The sequence below is a fragment of the Polyangium fumosum genome (assembly GCF_005144585.1).
GTDB classification, from domain to species: Bacteria; Myxococcota_A; Polyangia; order Polyangiales; family Polyangiaceae; genus Polyangium; species Polyangium fumosum.
Genome location: NZ_SSMQ01000049.1, coordinates 25,468 through 43,727, shown reverse-complemented (window position 1 = coordinate 43,727; position 18,260 = coordinate 25,468). Strand labels below are relative to the sequence as shown.

General features: G+C 71.0%; 13 protein-coding genes. 6 read left to right on the top strand and 7 right to left on the bottom strand.

What is annotated here, in order from left to right; genetic code table 11:
- Positions 1-2: 2 nt before the first annotated feature.
- The 3 genes from E8A74_RS35325 to E8A74_RS35315 all read left to right on the top strand — a co-directional run bounded on the left by E8A74_RS35325 (position 3) and on the right by E8A74_RS35315 (position 6,008).
- Entirely contained in the window at positions 3-4,556 is a 4,554-nt protein-coding gene (locus E8A74_RS35325) for a VIT domain-containing protein (protein ID WP_136933486.1), read from the top strand.
- Positions 4,557-4,638: 82 nt separating this feature from the next.
- Positions 4,639-5,106, top strand: a complete 468-nt coding sequence (locus E8A74_RS35320; RefSeq protein WP_136933485.1) for a hypothetical protein — start codon at positions 4,639-4,641, stop codon at positions 5,104-5,106.
- Complete coding sequence (locus tag E8A74_RS35315) at positions 5,103-6,008, top strand: 3-hydroxyacyl-CoA dehydrogenase family protein (protein WP_136933484.1); 906 nt, start codon at positions 5,103-5,105, stop codon at positions 6,006-6,008. The genes E8A74_RS35320 and E8A74_RS35315 overlap by 4 nt, the downstream gene beginning before the upstream one ends.
- Before the next feature lie 73 nt (positions 6,009-6,081).
- On the opposite strand, the gene E8A74_RS35310 is transcribed toward E8A74_RS35315, so the two are convergent.
- From E8A74_RS35310 to E8A74_RS35295, 4 genes are read right to left on the bottom strand one after another with little or no spacing between them, the layout of a single operon-like run.
- Positions 6,082-6,759, bottom strand: a complete 678-nt coding sequence (locus E8A74_RS35310) for a hypothetical protein (RefSeq protein ID WP_136933483.1) — start codon at positions 6,757-6,759, stop codon at positions 6,082-6,084.
- Positions 6,760-6,816: 57 nt separating this feature from the next.
- Complete coding sequence (locus tag E8A74_RS35305; RefSeq protein ID WP_136933482.1) at positions 6,817-7,455, bottom strand: hypothetical protein; 639 nt, start codon at positions 7,453-7,455, stop codon at positions 6,817-6,819.
- Entirely contained in the window at positions 7,452-10,253 is a 2,802-nt protein-coding gene (locus E8A74_RS35300; RefSeq protein WP_136933481.1) for a PEP/pyruvate-binding domain-containing protein, read from the bottom strand. Before E8A74_RS35300 ends, E8A74_RS35305 begins: the two co-directional genes overlap by 4 nt.
- 35 nt (positions 10,254-10,288) lie before the next feature.
- The gene (locus E8A74_RS35295) at positions 10,289-11,191 is read right to left on the bottom strand and encodes an alpha/beta hydrolase (protein WP_136933480.1); all 903 of its coding nucleotides are present in this window, start codon (positions 11,189-11,191) and stop codon (positions 10,289-10,291) included.
- Positions 11,192-11,368: 177 nt separating this feature from the next.
- Here E8A74_RS35295 and E8A74_RS35290 point away from each other — a divergent pair, with 177 nt between their 5' ends.
- Positions 11,369-12,715 (top strand): hypothetical protein, encoded by a 1,347-nt coding sequence (locus E8A74_RS35290; protein ID WP_136933479.1) that lies wholly within the window; start codon positions 11,369-11,371, stop codon positions 12,713-12,715.
- Positions 12,625-14,157: a tetratricopeptide repeat protein gene (locus tag E8A74_RS35285; protein WP_136933478.1), complete on the top strand. Its 1,533-nt coding sequence runs from the start codon at positions 12,625-12,627 to the stop codon at positions 14,155-14,157. Before E8A74_RS35290 ends, E8A74_RS35285 begins: the two co-directional genes overlap by 91 nt.
- A 474-nt stretch (positions 14,158-14,631) precedes the next feature.
- Here E8A74_RS35285 and E8A74_RS35280 read toward each other — a convergent pair whose 3' ends face one another.
- From E8A74_RS35280 to E8A74_RS35270, 3 genes are read right to left on the bottom strand one after another with little or no spacing between them, the layout of a single operon-like run.
- Positions 14,632-15,600, bottom strand: a complete 969-nt coding sequence (locus E8A74_RS35280) for a murein hydrolase activator EnvC family protein (protein ID WP_136933477.1) — start codon at positions 15,598-15,600, stop codon at positions 14,632-14,634.
- A gap of 2 nt (positions 15,601-15,602) precedes the next feature.
- The gene (locus E8A74_RS35275; RefSeq protein ID WP_136933476.1) at positions 15,603-16,493 is read right to left on the bottom strand and encodes a cell division protein FtsX; all 891 of its coding nucleotides are present in this window, start codon (positions 16,491-16,493) and stop codon (positions 15,603-15,605) included.
- 15 nt (positions 16,494-16,508) lie between these two features.
- Positions 16,509-17,210, bottom strand: coding sequence for a cell division ATP-binding protein FtsE (locus tag E8A74_RS35270; RefSeq protein ID WP_232379899.1), 702 nt, complete (start codon positions 17,208-17,210; stop codon positions 16,509-16,511).
- A 149-nt stretch (positions 17,211-17,359) separates the two neighbouring features.
- Between E8A74_RS35270 and E8A74_RS35265 the strand changes: the two genes are divergently transcribed.
- A complete protein-coding gene (locus tag E8A74_RS35265) occupies positions 17,360-18,253 on the top strand; it encodes a methionyl-tRNA formyltransferase (RefSeq protein ID WP_136933474.1) in 894 nt (297 codons plus the stop codon).
- Positions 18,254-18,260 lie beyond the last annotated feature (7 nt).

The window sequence follows — 18,260 nt, the reverse complement described above, 5'->3', positions numbered from 1 at the left end:
CGATGAGCACGAGCGAGACGAACGAGGGTGGGCTCTGCCGCGAGGTCGAGGAGCGAATCGCCGAGGTGCTGGACGGCTCGGCGCCGAAGGAGCTCTTCGATCACATCGCCGACTGCGACACGTGCCGGGACCTGCGGCACGACGCGGAGCGCGCAGCGGAGTTCGTGGGGCACACGGGCGGCGATTTCCGGGTCGACGCGGGCTTCGCGGACAAGGTGCTCGCGCGGCTCGACGTGGACAACTTGAAGCCGCCGGCCGGCGTGGCGCCGAAGAGCGCCGAGGCCACGGTGTCGGCGCCGCGCACGGCGAAGAGCGTGGTCGCCGAGGATCGGGTCTCCGAGCCGAAGATCACGGACATCGCGACGGCGAAGACCGAGGTCGCGAGCGCGACGACGGAGAGCGAGCCCCCGCGGACGCGGACGAACACGTTGGTGTCCAAAGGTTCGGAGCGTGGGCTCGATGCGACGCAGCCTTCGCCGACGGTGAACGACGAAGCAAAGGCGGCCGAGCCGACGCAGGCGATCACGGAGCGTGAGACGCCCCGTTCGCGCGCGCCCGAGGCGAAGAGCGCGACGACGGGAGCGGCGCGCACGTCGCCGCCGCAGACGACGAAGGGGGGCGAGGGAGGCAAGGTCGTCTCGCTCTTTCGCCGCCCGACGTTCGTCGCGGGGCTGCTCGGCGCGATGGCCGCGGCAGCCGCCGTCGGGTTCTACCTGAAGGGACAGAAGCAAGGGCCGGAGGAGCCGAAGTTCGAGGCCGCGTGGTCGGGCAAGATCGACTCGATCTCGCGCGCATCCGCCGACAAGGAAGGCGGGCTCGAAGCGTGTGACGCGAGCGGCGCGTGCAAGCCGGTGAAGCCGGGATGGGCGTTCAAGAACGACACGACGCTGCGCACGGACGCACGCACGCGGGCGTACGTGTCGCTCGCGGACGGCTCGCAGCTCGCGATCGATCGAGGTTCGTCGATCTCGCTCGAGGGCGGCAAGGTGCGTCAGGCGAAGCTCGTGGAAGGGACCATCGTCGCGGACGTGGCGAGCCTGAAGCACGGGCCTTCGGCGAAGATCAGCGTCGATGACGGCGAGGTCGAGGTGGTCGGCACGAAGCTCGTCATGACGGCCAGCAAGGGCCGCGCGAGCGTCGAGGTGGCGCGGGGCGTGGTGCTCGTGCGTTCGGCGGCGTCGGGCAAGCCGGTCGCCGTGCGCGCGGGCGAGGAGGCGACGATCGAGAAGGGTCGCGAGCCGCTCGTGGCGAGCACGTCGAGCGTCGCGGACTCGCTCGAATGGAGCGATCGATCGCCGGAGGAGCTCGACGCGCCGGTGCTGCGCGGGCTCGGCGAGCTTCGGGCGCGCAAGCCCGGACAAACCAAGGAGAAGGACCACGCGGTGCGGCTCGCGAAGCACTCGGTGAAGGTGCGCATCGTGGACGTCGTGGCGCGGACCGAGGTCGACGAGACGTTCACGAACGACACGGACGAGGAGCTCGAAGGCATCTTCCGCTTCCCGCTGCCGCCGGGCGCGCAGATCGAAAAACTCGCGCTGGAGGTGGACGGCAAGATGATGGAGGGCGCGTTCGTCGACCGCGACAAGGGCGCGGCGATCTGGCGCGGCGTCATCCAGAACGCGGCGCCGAAGACGCCGAAGCCGCGCGAAGAGATCATCTGGGTGCCGGGGCCGTGGCGGGATCCGGCGCTGCTCGAGTGGCAGCGCGGCGGGCGCTTCGAACTCAAAATTTTCCCGATCCCGAGGCGCGGATCCCGTCGCGTGGTGCTCACGTACACGCAGACCGTGGACCAGGCCGCGGGCGTCCGGCGCTTCACCTACCCGCTCGCGCACGATCCGAGCGGGACGACGAAGATCGACGCGTTCGACCTCGACATGCAGGTGCTCGGGCACGACAAGGAGTTCGGCGTGCAGACGCGCGGCTACGAGCTTTCGCCCTCGGGCGGCGACGCAGCGGCCGAGCGGCGCACGCTGAGCGCGACGGGGTTCGTCCCGGCGGGGGATCTGACGGTCGAGTACGCGCTCCCCGATCGGGATCGCGAGGCAACGGCGTGGGCGTACCGCATGGAGCCCACGAGCGCGCCGCTGCCGGAGGAGCCGAAGGACGGGCCGGCCGCGACGAAGGCGAAGACGAACGAGGAGAAGGACGCAGCCGCGGCGGCGCGCGCCATCGCGTTCGATTCGTCGCCGTACGTGGCGATCGCGCTCCGGCCGAAGCTGCCGCGATGGCAGGAGGCGAAGGAGCGCGTGCACGCGATCGTCGTGGACGCGAGCCGGTCGATGGTCGGCGAGCGTTTCTCGCGGGCGACGCGGCTCGCCTCGACGATGGTGCGCGAGATGGATCGGCGCGACTCGTTCGTGCTGCTCGCGTGCGACACCGTATGCCGACCGATGACGCAGGACGGCCGCAACGGTTTGCCCACGCCGAGCGCGCCGGGCGCGGCGGCGGCGGGCGAGGTGGAGCGCTTCCTCGGGAGCGTCGAACCGGACGGCGGCAGCGACATGGCGGCAGCCGTGAGCGCGGCGCGGAGCGCGGCCGGATCACTCGGCGGCAAGGAGCTTCGGATCCTCTACCTCGGCGACGGTACGCCGACCGTGGGCCCGACGCGGCCTTCGCACATCGAGGCCGCGGTGCGCAGCTCGCTGTCGGGCAACGATGGATCCGTCGTGTCCGTGGCGATGGGCGCCGACGCGGATCTGACCTCGCTCGCGGCGCTCGCGCGCGGCGGCGGTGGCGTCGTGGTGCCGTACGTGCCCGGACAAAAGGTCTCGTCCGCGGCGCTCGAGGTGCTCTCCGCGGCGTACGGCGTGACGCTGCGGGATCCGGAGATCGAGCTTCCGTCTGGGCTCACGCAGGTCACGCCGGGGCGGCTCGATCCGATCCGCGCCGGCGGCGAGACGTTCGTTGTGGCGCGCATGTCGAGCGGCGACGCGATCGAAGGGGCGATCCGGCTGCGCGGCCGCGTCGCGAGCGAGCGGTTCGAGCAGACGTACCCGATCAAGATCCTCGCGACGTCGAGCGCGGGCAACGCGTTCGTGCCGCGGCTCTACGCCGCCGCGAAAATCGCGGAGCTCGAGAACACGGGCGGCGCGTCGAGCAAGCTCGCGGCGATCGAGCTGTCGAAGCGCTTCGCGGTCGCGAGCCGCTTCACCTCGCTGCTCGTGCTGGAGAGCGAGGCGATGATGAACGCGTTCGGCCTCGAACGAACGCGCGTCGCGCCGACGTTCACGGGCGAGGAGCTCGCGAAGAGCTCGAACGCGGACGCCGAGGGCGAGGAGAAGGCCGCCGACGAGGCGAAGCAGGAGGCGGAGGCCTCGGCAGACCTCGACACGCGTGGTCCTGCGAAGGGCAAACGAACCGAGTCGGCTCCCGCGGCGGAGGCCCCGTTCGACGCGTTTGGCGACGACAACCTCGCCCCGGGCGCTGCGGCGCCGAACATGCCCTCGCCTCCGCCCGCGCCGACCGCAACGGCGGCGTCGGCGCCGAAGCCCGCATCCAAGGCTGGGGGAGGCGGATGGAGAGGCCGCAGTTCCGAGGAGGACATCGGCGCCAGCAGCGGATGGAGCGGCACGCGACGGCCCTCGCAGCGCCTGGTCCCGATGCGCAAGATCTTTGAACGCAAAGGATCGTTCGAGGCGCTGAACACGCTCGCCTCGCAGAACGCCACGAAGCTGCTCGCCGCCGAGAACGCCTTCGCGAGCACGCCCGACAGCCGCGACAAGACCGTGGAGCTCTTCGCGCTCTACGCGACGGCGGGGCGGCTCGGCGAGGCGCAGGAGCTCACGGCGAAGTGGAGCGGACGCGACGCGCTCGATCCGGATGCGCTCACGGCGCGCGCGGATCTCGCGGCTCGGCAGGGCGACAGGGAGCGTGCGATCCGGATCCTCGGCGGCCTCGCGGACGTTCGTCCGGGTGATCGCGCCACACAGACGCGGCTCGCCGAGATGCACGAGGCATCGGGCAACCGCGCCCTCGCCTGCGAGCACCGCATCGCGCTCGCGGACATGGCGCCCGGCGAGGCGAAGCTCGTCGCGGACGCGGTGCGCTGCGCGAACACGCTCGGCATGACGGAGCTCGCGAGCCTGCTCAAGCTCGACGCGAGCGAGTCGGTGCGGAGCTCGATCGACAAGCTGCTCGCGCAGCCCGAGACCCCGGCCGCGTCCTCGCTGCGCGGTGACATCCAGGTCACGGCCGAGTGGACGGGCGGCGTGGACCTCGACATCGGGCTCATCGACGGGCAGGGCCGCCGCACCTCGTGGCTCGGCTCGGCCGGCAAGGCGCTCGTCAGCGCGCGGGACGTGACGAGCACGCGGACCGAGGCGCTCGGGCTCGTGAACACGCCTTCGGGCAGCTACGTGGTCGAGATCGCCCGCGCATCGGGCGCCGACCAGAACATCCCGGTGCGGGGCGAGCTCTTGCTCAAGCTCGCGGGCGAGACGCGGAAGGTGCCCTTCGTGCTCACGGGTCCGCGCGCGGAGGTCGGGACGATGCGGGTGTTCTTCACCTCCCGCCTGGTCCCGGTCACGGACAGGCCCTTCAATCCCTGGGGTCCGTGAAACGGAAAGCCCCCGGAGCGCGCATCGTCCGGGGGGCTTCCCATGGACTTCGGGCCGGAAGTGGGGCATTCCCTCCCCCACCATGAGCGCAGCGCACGACGCCCACGGAGCTCACGCCGCGGGCCACCACGCCTCCCACGATCACGATCACTTCGACAACGATCCGGTGCAGGAGCTGCCGGCGGACGAGCCGCGCACGCCCACGTGGATCCCGATCGTGGGGCTCTTGTTGTTCTTCTTCGCGGGCACCGCGTGGCTGCTCGCGGGCAGCGGCGACGAGGCCCAGCCGAAGGCCGACACGGCGCCCGCCCAGGCCGCGCCGCAAGCCGCACCGCAGCCGCAACCGCAGCAGCCGCAAGCTCTGCCCGGGCGCGTGCCGCCGGCGGTGCCGCTGACGCGTCCGGCGCCGGCGCCGCTTGGCTCGGGCGGCCTGCGTCAGCTCTCGCCCGATCAGGCGAAGCAGATCCAGCAGCAGATCGAGGCGCTCCGCGCGAAGCAGCAGCAGGGCGGCGCGCCGCAGCCGCAGCCGGCGCAACCGGTGCCGCGATGAGCGAGTCCGTGCAGGCCTCGGACGTGCGTCGCGTCGTGGTCCTCGGCGCGGGCACGATGGGCCAGGGCATCGCGCAGGTGATGGCGCAAGCCGGGTACGTGACGCACCTCTACGATGTCGATGCGGCGCGGATCGGGCGCGCGATCGAGTCGATCAAGCAGGCGACGGATCGACTCGTGCAGAAGGGCAAGATGCTGAACGAGGCGCGCAGCGAGCTCATCGGCGCACTCGTGCCCACGTCCGATCTCGCCCAGGCGTGCAGCGACGTGGACCTCGTGATCGAGTCCGCGCCCGAGCAAATGGAGCTGAAGGTCGGGCTGCTCCGCGAGGTGAAGGCGCTCGCGCCGGAGCGCGCGATCCTCGGGACGAACACGTCGAGCTTGTCGATCACGGAGATCGGCACGCGCACGGCCGCCGCGGCGCGCACGATCGGCCTGCACTTCTTCAACCCGCCGCCCGTGATGGAGCTCTTGGAGGTCGTGCGCGGGCTCGGCACGGACGAGGGCGTCGTGGCGACGAGCCTCGCGATCGCCAAGCGCATCGGCAAGACGCCGATCGTCGTGAACGACATGCCCGGCTTCGCGACGAGCCGCCTCGGCGTGGTGATCGGCGCGGAGGCGATGCGCATGCTGGAGAGCGGCGTGGCCTCGGCGGAGGACATCGATCGGGCGATGGAGCTCGGCTACCGGCACCCGATGGGCCCGCTCAAGCTGACCGACCTCGTGGGCCTCGACGTGCGGCTCATGATCCTCGAGCACCTGCACCGCGAGATCGGCGAGCAGTTCCGGCCGCCCGCGATCCTGCGGCAGATGGTGCGCGCGGGCAGGCTCGGCAAGAAGAGCGGCGAAGGGTTCTACCGCTGGACCGAGTCGGGCCCGGTGCCCATCGCGCACAAGCGCTGAGACGACCCGACAAACACGAAGGCCCGCGGGCGTGACAGCCAGCGGGCCTTTTCGTTTGGGCGGAGCCGGTTCGTTACTTGTTGAGCTTGTCCTTCTTGGCGTTCTCTTCCGCCTCTTTTTCACGCTCGGCCTGGCGCTTCTGGATGCGCTCCTTCACGGCGGCGTAGTCCTTCTCGTCCTTCACGCGGCGGTCGATGACCTTCTGCCGCTCCTCGGGCGTGCCCGCGTACCCCTTCGCGTCGGCTTGATCCTTGAGGAACTGGGCGTACTTCGCCCACGCCTCCTTGCTCACGTCGAGCTTGCGCTGCCGCTCGCGCAGGTCGGCCAGGACGAAGAGCACCTTGGACTTGAGATCCGGCGGGCCGTCCTTGTTCAGCGCGACGTTCCACACGGCCTCGGCCTCCTCGGGTTTGCCCGCGGCGAGTTGCGCCTCGCCGAGCCGGTAGAAGCCGAGCATCTTCGACGAGTCGATCTTGATCGCGTCCTGGAACGTCGTCACCGCGGCCGGGAAGTCACGCGCGACGAACGCGTCCTCGCCCTTCTTGATCGCCTCCATGTACGGGCTCAAGCCCTTCTTGTTCTCGGGATCCTTGAGCGGTCCCGCAGGCGCCGCGGGGGCCGTGGGAGCTGCCGCGCCCGCAGCAGGCTTGGCCGCGTCGGCCTTCGCAGGAGCCGCACCCTGGCCGAGCGCCGTTCCGGCGAGCGCGAACGAAGAGATCACGAGGGAGGCAACGAGCAGACGGCTTGCCATGGCCCGAGCAGCCTACCTCAGCCCCGGACGGCATGGAACTTCTGCCGAAAAGAAACCCTACCGGCCGTCCGCCGCCGCGTCGCCCGGACCCGCGTCCCCAAAACTGCCGGAATCCCCCGGCGAACCCGCGTCCGACGGGGCCTCCTTGGCCTGCGCAGGCGCCGCCGGCGCGCCGAGCGGGGCGAGCCTGCCTTCGGCGTCGGGCGGCCACGCGAAGCGCTGCACATCGCCCGTGGCGCGGTCGACGAGCGCGACGAACGCCGTCCGCGGGCTGTCGGCCATGCGCACCTTGAGGCGCGTCGAGACGTTCGTGAAATCCGGGCCCCGCAGCGGGTCGCGGCGCCGATTGTTCGGGTCGCGATCGAGCATCGGCACGTCGAAGCGGATCCGATCGAGCAGCTCCTTGCCGACCCAGAACTCGACCGCGAACCGGCCCATCATGCGCAGCGTGGGCGTCGGCGTGTCCACGAGGACCGACGAGGCGCGCGGGAGCGCGGCCTTGCCGCCCTGGATCGAGACATCGAAGACCCACTGCTTCTTCGACGCGTTGCCCGGCGGATCCGGGACAAAACCACCCTTGGGGGGCGCGGGCGCGGCGGGCGCCTTCGCGCGGGAAGGCTCGGCGAGCGAGAGCGCAGCGGCAGCGCCGAGGGCAGCGCCGAGGCCGAGCGCGAGGAAGAGGCGGCGGTGCTTCACGTGTCCTTGGACCTGACATCGTCGCCGAAGATTTCAATCGTCCCGCGGTCCCCATCGACGCGGACGCGATCACCGGTGCGAATCGCCACGGTCGCGCCCGGGACGTTGACGACGGCAGGGACGCCGTACTCGCGCGCGACGATCGCCGCGTGCGAGAGCGGGCCGCCGAGCTCGGTGACGACCGCGGCCGCGACGAGGAAGAGCGGCGAGAGGCCGACGTCCGTCGTGCGCGTGATGAGGATCTCGCCGACGCTGACGGCGTCGAGGCCGCCGGTGCCGGGCGCGAGGACCCGCGCGCGGCCCTCGACGACGCCACTCGAAGCAGGCAGGCCGACGAGGCGACGGCCCGACGCCGGCGGGAGCTGGACGGGCGGCGGGCGGCCGATGAAGGTCGGCGGAGGATCGGGGCGCTGCGCGTCGCGCAGGTGCTCGGCGCGGCGCAGGCGCGCGACGTGGCCGATCTCCGCGCGACCGCTGCGGAGCGCGAGGATGAGCTCGTCGTAGGTGCAGAAGAAGACGGCGCCCGTGGGCAAGGAGGGGTCGATGCGGCGGAGGCGTCGATCGACGTCGAGCGCGATGGTGCGGAGCATGCCGAGCACACGCGTGACCCACATGCGCATGCGCTCGCGGAGGCGGGTGAAGCGCTGCGTGCGCGTGACGAGGGCGCGGACGGCGTAGAGCATGGCCGGGCCGATGCGCGTTTCGAGCTGCGCCATCTCGCGGTCGGCGAGGGCACGGGCACGGGCGAGCGCGCGCTCGGGGTCGCTGTCGGGCGCGCGGAGCGCGGCGACGAGCATGGCGAGGACCGCGGAGGGATCTTCGCGCCAGCGCGGCGTTTCGAGCTCGGCCTCGCGGACGGCGCGATCGCCGAACGTGTCGAGGAACGCTTCGAGCTCGCGGCGCGTGGGTCCCTCGGGGAGATCGTTCAGCGCGCGGACCTTGCCGGCGAGGAGGCGCTCGCGGGCCTCGGGTTCTTCGCGGGCGCGCATGGCGATGCGGGCGAGCGCGACGCCGGGGCCCGCGCTTTCGAGCTCGCGAACGCCGCCGACGAGGGCGTGCGCGAGGGACGCGCCGGTCGAGAGGGACCGGGGCATGAGCGGGTCCGTCGCGAGCGCGTCGTCTTCATCGTCCCGCGCGGAGGAGCGGCGCGCGGCGACGCGATCGAGGAGGCGCGCGAGCGCGAGGTGGCTCGCGAGGGAGGCCGACGCGCACGAGAGCATCAACGTGCCGGTGCGATCGAGCAGCGCGCTCGCCGTGCGCAGTGTGGTCGCGAGCGCGTCGTCGGGCAGGAGGCCGAGGTCCATCTCGGCGAGGGAGCGGCGCGCGCGCTCGGCTTCGATCTCGTAACTCGCGACGTCGCGCTCGAGCCGCGCCTGGCTCGCGAGCACGCGCGGCCCCACGAGCGGCAGGCGCGCGAGAAAGCCTCGCTTCGAGACGTCCTCGGTCTGTCGTTCGAGGAGCGCGATCGCGGCCTCGCCCGCGCCGCCCGAGGCTTGCAGGAGCGCGCGGGGCGAGAGCAGCGGGACCTGCGCGGCGATCTGCATGAAGGCCGTGAGGTTCAGGTAGAAGCGCCCGTGCACGTTGGTGACGAGGTGCGCGCCGCGCGGGATGCGACAACCGAGCGCAGCGAACGCCTCGCGGAACCCCTTCTCGCTGAAGCTCCGCGCGATCGACCACGTGAGCGGCGTGGCCGCGCCGGGCAAGGCCTCGCCGACGTTCGCGCGTGACCAGACCGTCTGCGCATCGCCGCCCTCGGGAAAACCCCCGCCGCCGATCGGACGCGCCTGCAGGAGGAGCACTTGATCCTTGCCCTCGGGCGTCCGCTCGACGGCGAACTCCACATCGAAGGGCCCTGTGCCGCCTTGTTCGAGCCGGCTCGCGAGATCGCCGAGCTGCCCGATCGCATCCGCCGAGAGCGCGGCCTTCCTCGCGTGATCCTCGGGGATCGAGACCTCCTCGATGCCACGCGCGCCCACGACGAGCGCGCGCCGCTTCTCGGCGACGATCGTCGCGACCACGCCGCCCGCCTTCGAGAAGCGCACCGCGTCCGTCGGCATCGCGCCCTCCACGACGGGCGCGCCGAGCCCCAGCGTGACGTTGACGAGCCGCTCGTCTTCGCCCCAGTGCTCCCCCGCGAGCCCCGGCGGCGGCGCGGTGAAGAGCACGCCCGCGGCCTCGGCGCGCGCCATCACCTGCACGAGCACGGCCATGGCCACGTCACGCACGCCGTGGTGCGCGAGGTACTCGATCGCGCGCGGCAAAAACGCGCTCGCCCACACCTGCTTGATCGCCGCGGCGAGCCCCTCGGGTCCACGCACGCCGAGCACCGTGGTCGCGAGCCCGGCGAAGCTCGTCTCGTCGCCGTCCTCGCACGTCGCGCTCGATCGCACGGCGAGCCCCCACGGCGCGCTCTCGCCGACGTCTGCCCAGAGCGCCTCGATCGCGGCTTGCAGCGGCGCGGCGAGCGCGGATGCCTGGATGCGATCGCGGGCGCGCGCGGCACGATCGATCCCGGTGCGGCTGCCGGCGAGCTTGATCAGCGTGGGCAGGTCGTGGCCGCGCGGGAGCGTGGTCTCGGCGAGCGCGTCGAAGTGATCGGCGGGCAGGACCCAGCCGCGCGGGACGGGCAGGCCCTCGCGAACGAGGCGCCCGAGGCTCGTGGCCTTGCCGCCGAAGCGCCGTGCGTCGCCGCGCCTGCGGCTCCAGGCGAGCGCGAGCGGACGGAGGGTGTTCTCGTAGCCGTTCGGCGTGTCCGTGCCGCCGGGCGTTCTACCTGCTCGCGCCGAAGGGTCGACCACGCCGACGCCTTACCATGCTTTGTGCGCGGCGGCGCTCAGGGGGCGGGCCATCTGCGCAGGACGCGCTCGTGCCACAGGAGCATCTCGGCCCCGCCGGGCCCACGATTCCAGGCGTAGTCATGGGGCCCCGGCGTCACGACGAGCTGGTGCGGGACCTTGACGTCCGCGAGCGCCGCGGCGAGCGCCCGGACGGCTGGCAGGAACGGATCGCCGTCACTCGACACGAGCCGGAGCGCGAACGGCTGCCGATCCATCGCGGCGCGGGCGAGCTTGGCGAAGACCGGAGCCTCGTCCGGCTTCAAGGCGGGTTGAAGCGCGCCGACCGCGCCGAAGATCTCCGGAAACGCGAACCCGACGAAGAGCGCGAGCCGCCCGCCCATGCTCACGCCGTCGATGCCCGTCGCCGCGCGATCCGTGGACGCTTTTGCTTCGGCGCGCACGCGCGGCAGGAGCACGTCCGTCACGAACCGGCCGAAGGGCGCGGCGCCTTTCTCGGATCGATCCGCGACGACGGGCGTGTACGGACAAGCGACGACGAGCCCCTCGTACGGGTGCTTCGCGAGCGAGTCGTTCATCTGCGCGAGGCGTTCGGATCGGAAGAACCCTTCGAGATCAACGCCTGTGAGCGGCGGCGCGGAGAGCCTTCGATCGATCCGATCTAGGCCGTAGTCGTCCCGCCACGCAAACGCGCCGACCTCGAGGCCGCGCCCGGATTCCCCACGACCATGCAGCGCGACGAGGACGGGGAGCGGCCTTGCAGACGGCGGCGTGAGCACGAGCGCGCGCTGCTCGTCGATCGGGAACGAGAGGTCTTTCCAGCGGAGCCCGTCCACCGGTGACGGCGGCGTCTGCTTGCTGCGACAGGCGCCGAGCGAGAACGCGGCGAGGCCGAGGAGGGCGCGGCGGCGGGTGAGGAGAGATGGCCGGTCGTCGGTCATGAGGGATCGCCTTGGCTCGCGGGCCCGAGGACAAGCAGATCGCACCCGGGCGTCAAGCACGAGACCGACTTGCGCTCGTCTGCCTCTTCGTCGGCCCCTGCCGCCTGGGACGCCTCGAGGCGCGACGTCCCGCGGCTTCTTGGCGCCCGCGCGCGCTCCGCGGTACCGTGCCGCGCGATGACGGTCCCGCGTGAAGATCTGAAGCGCTTCTACGCTTCGTGTGATCCGAACAAGTCTCTCTCGGGTACGGACGAGCGGTACGTCTCGCTCGACCGCGTCCGCGGCAGCACCGGGCCGACGTGCGTGGATCTCCTGGAGCAGACGGTCCTCATCACGGACGAGTCCTGCCAGCTCTTCACGGGCTTCCCCGGGACCGGAAAGACCACCGAACTCCGCCGGCTGAAGCAGCGCTTCGAGGACGCGAAGGACCTGCCCACGCAGATCGTCTACGTCGACCTCGAGGAGTACATCGACATCTTCTCGCCCATCGCGGTCACCGACGTCCTGCGCATCCTCGCGTATTGCATGGACCGGGAGGCGACACGGATGGAGGGCGGCGACCCGGACAAGAAGCCCGGGTATCTCCAGCGGTTCATCAAGTTCCTGGAGCAGACCAACATCGAGCTGCCCAAGGGGGTCGAGCTGAGCGCCTACGGCGCCACGCTCATGCTCGAGTTCAAGAACAACCCCGACTTCTACCAGCGCGCGGAAAAGGCCCTCAGCGGGCGGTTTCAGCTCTTCGTAGACGAGGCACGGCTGAGCATCATGAACTCCGTCGTGCGCTTGAAAAAGGCGCGGGGCTCGCACGCCCAGCGCGTCGTGGTCATCGCGGACGGCCTGGAGAAGATGCGACCCCGCAGGGAGCAAGATCGCGAGGCGATCGCGGCGAGCGTCGAGCTCTTGTTCTCCACGCACGCGCCGCTCCTGCGGCTGCCATGCCACGTCATCTACACGTTTCCCTTGTGGCTGCGGTATCGACGCCCGGACCTCGGAGCGACGTACGACGGCGAGCCGCTCGTCCTGCCTATGGTGAAGGTCACGACGAAGGAGCGTGAGCCCGTCCGGGAAGGCATCGACTGCCTGACGACGCTCGTCGGCAAGCGGCTCGATGTGAAGAGCATCTTCGGCGACGACACGTCGAACACGCTCGACCGCATGATCCTCGCGACCGGCGGTTATCCGCGGGACTTGCTCCGCCTCGTGCGCAACCTGCTCACCTCCGGCGGCGGCTTCCCGGCGACGCCCGAGCAGATCGAGCGACAGATCGAGCGGCTCGCGCAGGACTACGCGATGGCGCTCTACGGAGACGAGCTCGACGTCCTCGTGCAGGTGGCGGAGAAGAACGCGGTCCCGCTGAGCAACGATGGGGAGGTGGGGCGGTTCATCCGCCTGCTCGATCGCTGGCTCGTGCTGGCGTACAGGAACGGGAAGGAATGGTACGACCTTCATCCGATGGCGCGACGGGATCCGAGGGTCTCCGCGCGCCTGAAGAAGCCGAGCGGGAGCGAGCCGAGCGGGAGCTAGCGCCGCCGTTCGCGCGTCCCTACCTCGGGCACTTCGCGGAGTTCCGCGCGACGCTCGCGATGCAGGAGGGGTTCGTGCTCGCGCCGGTGGAGGTGCCTTCCATGGACGTCGGCCGCGAGCTCGTGGCCTCGTTCGAGCGGGCGGGCATGAAGGTCGCGCGCGTAGTGGTGACGCCGGGACAGGGCATCGCGTTCGCGCGGGACTTGCTCTCCGTGCCCGTGAGCGACGTGGACGTGGTGGTGGTGCTCGGGCCGCGCGACGTGACGGACGACATCCGCGACGGGCTCAACGGGCTCAACTTGCAGCGCGACACGCTGGCAGCGAGGCTCGGCAAGACGCTCGTCTGGTGTGGGCTTCGGACGTTCTTGAATGCGACGTGGGAGGAGGCGCCGGACTTCTGGTCGATCCGGGATCTCACGTTCCGGATTCCGCTGCTCGGCACGCACGACATGCAGCGCGCCTCCTCGACGATGATGGTGGGGAGCGAGGTGGTCGATCGCGAGGAGACGCCGCGCCTGATCGAGGCGGCGCGGAAGGTCGGCGATGACAGAAACCTCGGGCGGTTGCTGCTGCGGCATGCGAACGAGCTGCTGTGGCAGGGGAATCCACGGGGCGCCGAGGCTTGTCTTGCGGAGGGGGCCGCGATCCTGGGGGGTCTCCCATCGTTTCATGGCAGCTACGAGGAGGCGCTCTGCGAGGAGCTGCGGGGGGATGTCGACGTTTGGCTGCATAACCCCCGCGAGGGGATGGCAGCCTTTGGTCGCGCGCTGGCGATGTACCAGGCACTCGAACGAGCGGCAGATTGCGGACGCATCCTCTGGAAGCGCGCACGGGCGTCGGACGATGTGGAGACGAGCCTTCAGGATCTGGAGCAGGCGCTCGTGTCGTTTGACCAAACAGAAGACCGCCTCGGTCAGGCAAACGTCCTTTACGCACGCGGCGACCTCCGACGAGTCAAGGACGACCTCGATGATGCTCTCCTCGACTTCGAGCGCGCTCTCAAGCTCTACCTCCTCGTCGACGACCGCCTCGGACAGGCAAACGTCCTGAAAGCACGCGGCGACCTCCGACGAGTCAAGGACGACCTCGACGGCGCTCTCCTCGACTACGAGCGCGCTCTCGAGCTCTACCTCCTCGTCGACTCCCGCCTCGGACAGGCAAACGTCCTTCAAGCGCACGGTGACGTGGAGATCGTCCGCGACGAGCCCGCCGCCGCCCTGCCCCACTATCAGGCCGCGCTGGCGCTGTACGAGGCCCTGGACAATGCCTTTGGCCTCTCCAGCGTCCTCGCCGCGATCGCGGGCGCCCACGCGCTCCTTGGTCAACCCACCGAAGCCCTCGTCGCCATCACGCGCGCCCTCCCCCTCGCCGAGCGTACACAGAACCGCTACGCGCTCGACCTCGCCACCGCCGTCCTCTCCGATCTGTCCTCCTCCCCCTGACGACCTCCTCAACCCTGCTCGAACACCCTCCCACGACCCCTTCGAGCAGGTCCTACCCTCCTCCAACACCCTCCCGAGCCTCTCTCCCGCTTCCTCAACCCTCCTCGAAGACCGTCCCACCACCCCTTCGAGCGGGTCCTACCCTCCTCCAACACCCTCCCACCACCCCTTCGAGCAGGTCCCCGCCTGCTCGAACACCCTCCCACCACCCCTTCGAGCAGGTCCCATCATCCTCCAACACCCACCCCGAGCCTCTCCCCGGCTGCCTCGACCCTCCTCGAACACCCTCCCACCACCCCTTTGAGCAGGTCCCACCCTGCCCGAACACCCTCCCACCACCCCTTCGAGCAGGGTCGACCACCTCCGCCTGACCCAGGCAACCCGCATGCGCGCAGGTCGACCCATCGGCGAGCACCGCCGAGCCCCACCCCGCGGCAGGTCGCAAGCCCTGTGCGGTCGCGTCGATCCCCTGGCCTAGAGCCCGAGCCAGTCGCCGGGATCGAGCGCGCTCGCGCCGCGTCGGATCTCGAAATACACGGTGTCGCCCTGCCCCGCGCTCGGCGCCGTCCCCACGCGCGCACCCGCGGCCACGGGATCCCCGGCGCGCAGCTCGGTCCCGCCGAGGCTCGCGTACACGCTGTAGTACCGATCCCCGTGGTCGATGATCACGGTGAGCGCGTAGCTGTCGTACCGATCCGCGAACACCACACGACCCGCGGCGACGCTGCGCACGGCCGCGCCGGGCTGCGTGAAGAGCTCAACGCCGCTCACGCCGTGCTTCGACGAGCGTCGCACCTCGGCGCGACCCGCGACCGGGAAGAGCAGGCGGCCCTTTTGCGCCTCGAACCCAAGGCGCGCGTCCGCGTCCCGAGGTCCGCTGTCGGCGCCGTAGATCGCCACGTAATCGGGGCGTGACGACGACTCGAAGGCGCGCGCGAACGCCGCCCTTCGCTCGTCTTCGGCTTCGAGCGCGCGCTTGGCCCGCATCATGGCCTCGCGCTGGACTTCGAGCGGCGCGCGCTCGCCGCGGAGCCGGAGGATGCGGCCTTCGAGCTCGGTCCGACGTTCGAGCAGCGCCTTCTCGTCGGCGATGTCGCGTTCGAGCGCGCGGCGAACCCGCTCGACCCGCGCCGCATGATCGACGAGCGCATCGAAGCCCTCCCCCACCGGCAAGAGGCCCGCGTGCACGTGGCGGTAGTAGGCCCGGCCGCGCGCCAGCATGCGCTTGCGCACGGTCTCGATGCGCGGGTCGATCCCCGCGAGCTCGGTCTCGACAGCGCGTTGCTCGTCGTCGATGTGCTTGAGCAGCCGCTCGAAATCGGCGACGGACGAGAGCGCGCTCGTTGCCTGGGCGGGCAGCGGCTCCACGGGCGTGCCGCCCTGCGCCGCGCCCGAGACGAGGGCGAGCAACACGAGCGGCAGGAACGACGTGCGGCGCAACATGATCAGATCGCCGCCATCCGGCGCAGGCTCACGAGCGCCGTCGTCGCGCCGAGCGCGCCGCCGAGGAGCACGAGACCGAGCGACACGGTCCAGGGCAAGAACGAGGGCGAGAGACCGAGCAGGTTCGCGAGCTCGTGATCGAAGCGCCCGCGCACCAGGAAGAACAGCCCGCCGAGCAGCGCGATCGCCGCCGCCGCGCCCGCCGCACCCTGCATCGCGCCCTCGATCACGAAGGGACGACGCACGAACTCGTTCGTCGCGCCGACGAGCTTCAAGACCTCGACCTCGGTCCGCCGACGGCTGAGCAAGAGGCGCATGGTCGAGCTGATGACGCTGAAGACCGCGCACATCACGACCACCGCGAGCGCCGCGCTCGCCGAGACGCCGCCGCCGAGAAGCGATGAGAGGCGCTCGGTCCAGCGCTGGTACGTCTCGACCGACTCCACCGCCGGCAGCGCCCGCAACTTGAGCGCGATCGACTGGAGATCGGTCTCGCCGATGTCGTCCGTGAAGCCGAGCTCGAGCGAGGCCGGAAACGCGCCAGGCGGCAGCGACGCGAGCGCCGCGTCGGACTCGTCGACCACGATCTCGCGCCGCGCCTCCACGCTCGTCACGTGCCGCACGCGCTTGATCCCGGGTGTTCGTTCGAGCGCGCGGACGAGCTCGTTCACGTCGGGATCGGCCACGCCTTCGCGCAGGTACACCGTCGCGCGCCCGGCCCGCGACCAGCGATCCCGCACCGCCGAGAGGTTCGTCACCACGAGCAGCGAGGCCGCCAGGCACACGAACGCGACCGCGAGGGAGAAGATCGACTGCACGTGCACGCGCATGTCCCCTCGCCCGGGTCTCCAGGCCTTCATGGGCACTCGCACGCCGTACCGTTCGCTCGCCATGCGGTCACTCCCTCTCTACGCCACGAGGTTCATCGGGGCTTCTGCCCCCGCCGCGTCGAGCCCGTTCGGCGCGTCCGTCGCCTTGCCGGCATCAAGCACCACCACGCGCCGCGGACGCACATCGAGCAATGTCCGATCGTGCGTCGCGAAGAGCACCGTGGCCCCGGTCTCGTGGATGTCCTCGAAGAGGCCGAGGATGTCGATCGCGAGCTGCGGGTCGAGGTTGCCCGTCGGCTCGTCCGCGAGGATGAGCGCCGGCTCGCCCACGATCGCCCGCGCGATCGCGACCCGTTGCTGCTCGCCGCCCGAGAGGCGCTTGGCCTCCTCGTCGCCGCGCCCCGTGAGACCCACGCGTTCGAGCGCCTCGCCCACGCGGCTGCGCACGAGGCGCGGCGGCAGGCCCACGACTTCGAGGGCCACGGCGACGTTGTCGAACACGGTCCAGCTCGGCACGAGCTTGAAGTCCTGGAACACGTACCCGATGTTGCGGCGCAAGGCCGGGATCGACTCGTCTCGGAGGCGACCCACGTCGCGGCCGAGGAAGAGGATCCGCCCGTCGTCGACGCGCTCGGTGCGGTGCACGAGGCGCAGGAGCGTGCTCTTGCCCGAGCCCGAGGGTCCCGTGATGAACACGAACTCTCCCCGCTCGATCGTGAGCGACATCCCCCGCAGGACGGGCTGATCGGACCGGTAGGCCTTGTGCACGTCCTCGAACACCAGGATCGGTCGCCTCGCTGTAGCCGGGTCGAACCGATGTCCGGTCCGCAAGGCCGGGTGAAACGAAGGGCGCGGGGATGACGCCATGGGCGCGATTGCTATCAGGGCCCTACGGAGCGGGAAAATTTTTGGGGTAAGGGAGAGAGGACATGCCGCTCCGCATCGCGTTTTTTGGCCTGCCGCTCGCCGCGCTCCTGCTCGCGAAGGACGGGCACTCGATCGAGCTCTGCGCCCTCTGCCGCAAGGACGCGCTCGGCGCACGCCGCGCGCGGCGCGTCTTCGGCGAGCGCGTCCTCGTCCGGCCCAAGGTGACCGATCGCGCGCTCGCCGACCGGGTCGAGCGCCTCGCGCCCGACCTCGTCGTGAGCTGGTTCTGGACCACGCGCCTGCCCATGCGCCTCGTCGAGGCCGCCCGGCTCGGCGGCATCGGCGTCCACCCCTCGCTCCTGCCTCGCCATCGCGGCCCGGATCCGACGACGTGGGCGATCTTGAGCGGCGACGCGGTGACGGGCGTGTCCGTGCATCGCATCGCCGCGGAGTACGACACGGGCGCGATCCTCGATCAGGAAGAGCTCGTGATCGATCCACGCTGGACCGGCTGGGATCTCGCGCGCGCCCTCGATCGACCTTCGCTCCGCGCGCTGCGTCGCACGTGCCAGAGGTTCGCGCGGGGCGAGACGATCGCCGAGATCACGCAAGACGAAGACCTCGTCACGCACGCGCCTGCCCTCGGCGAGGACGAGCACGCGATCCGCTGGTCCTGGCCCACCGACCGCGTCCTCCGGCACATCCGCGCGCTCGCGCCCACGCCGGGGGCCTTCACCGAAATCGCGGGCGTGCTCGTCACCGTGCTCGAGGCCCGCAAAGCGCCTCGGTTTCCCGACGCGCTCGAGCCTGGAGAGGGGTACGCCGAGGGGGGCCACGCCGTGATTCGCACCGGGGATGGCGCGGTGATCCTGGTCCGGGGTGAGATCGAAGGCGCGCCCGTCGAGGCGGAAGCCCTCGCCCGGCTCTTTCTTGCGCCGGAGCCTTTGCTAGGCTGACGCCGCG

What these genes read in the sequence shown, in the direction of transcription:
- E8A74_RS35325 (WP_136933486.1), top strand. Translation starts at nt 3, where the DNA reads ATGAGCACGAGCGAGACGAACGAGGGTGGGCTCTGCCGCGAGGTCGAG.
- E8A74_RS35320 (WP_136933485.1), top strand. Translation starts at nt 4,639, where the DNA reads ATGAGCGCAGCGCACGACGCCCACGGAGCTCACGCCGCGGGCCACCAC.
- E8A74_RS35315 (WP_136933484.1), top strand. Translation starts at nt 5,103, where the DNA reads ATGAGCGAGTCCGTGCAGGCCTCGGACGTGCGTCGCGTCGTGGTCCTC.
- E8A74_RS35310 (WP_136933483.1), bottom strand. Translation starts at nt 6,759, where the DNA reads ATGGCAAGCCGTCTGCTCGTTGCCTCCCTCGTGATCTCTTCGTTCGCG.
- E8A74_RS35295 (WP_136933480.1), bottom strand. Translation starts at nt 11,191, where the DNA reads ATGACCGACGACCGGCCATCTCTCCTCACCCGCCGCCGCGCCCTCCTC.
- E8A74_RS35290 (WP_136933479.1), top strand. Translation starts at nt 11,369, where the DNA reads ATGACGGTCCCGCGTGAAGATCTGAAGCGCTTCTACGCTTCGTGTGAT.
- E8A74_RS35285 (WP_136933478.1), top strand. Translation starts at nt 12,625, where the DNA reads ATGGTACGACCTTCATCCGATGGCGCGACGGGATCCGAGGGTCTCCGC.
- E8A74_RS35280 (WP_136933477.1), bottom strand. Translation starts at nt 15,600, where the DNA reads ATGTTGCGCCGCACGTCGTTCCTGCCGCTCGTGTTGCTCGCCCTCGTC.
- E8A74_RS35275 (WP_136933476.1), bottom strand. Translation starts at nt 16,493, where the DNA reads ATGGCGAGCGAACGGTACGGCGTGCGAGTGCCCATGAAGGCCTGGAGA.
- E8A74_RS35265 (WP_136933474.1), top strand. Translation starts at nt 17,360, where the DNA reads ATGCCGCTCCGCATCGCGTTTTTTGGCCTGCCGCTCGCCGCGCTCCTG.